1 tRNA gene is annotated in these 692 nt (G+C 35.8%); it reads left to right on the forward strand.

Going from position 1 to position 692, the window contains the following annotated elements:
• Nucleotides 1–616: 616 nt before the first annotated feature.
• Nucleotides 617–692, forward strand: a tRNA-Val gene (locus tag ACTJJQ_RS19220).

A 692-nucleotide genomic window follows, 5' to 3' on the forward strand; every position in this document is an offset into this window, starting at 1 on the left:
TCTTCAGCGCCGATGGTAGTTGGGGGTTTCCCCCTGTGAGAGTAGGACGCCGCCAAGCTTTTCAAAGGATCAGTTCCAATCGGAACTGGTCTTTTTTGTGCTGTTTGAAAGAAGATCACCTTGATACATATGTGGTATAAATCAGGTTGTTTTAATTCACTATAAGCGTGGAGATGCTCTAAATCAACGTGAAAGTCTGTGAAGCATGTTCACTTTTAAGTATGGAGAAAAGTAATAGAGAGAAAGAATAGCAGGTGTATAGATGCCTGATACAAATTCATTCATTTAAATGGAGTTGTATAAGTCTATTTTATTGAAGTCAAAACATTCATTGCGTTTAACAGTTGAAATAAAGAAATATCTATATCATTAAAGTATAAAAATTGAAAGGTTGCTGATATTTTTAAAGGATTTACTCGTTTTTAGAGAGAATATAGATAAGAGAAATACAGCTGTTAATCGTTGAATTGAAGCCGTTTTGACTGGTAACATCAACATCATCTGTTAAAAGAAATACGTTATGAAAAATGAAATAAAATTTTTTTAATATAGCCTTTACAAATGAGTAAAACCTGTATATAATAATCTTTGTCGGATCGAGAGATTCCTACATAGTGGAGGATTAGCTCAGCTGGGAGAGCATCTGCCTTACAAGCAGAGGGTCGGCGGTTCGAGCCCGTCATCCTCCACCA

The sequence above is a fragment of the Bacillus sp. 22483 genome, from assembly GCF_052044605.1.
Taxonomy (GTDB): domain Bacteria; phylum Bacillota; class Bacilli; order Bacillales; family Bacillaceae; genus Bacillus; species Bacillus altitudinis.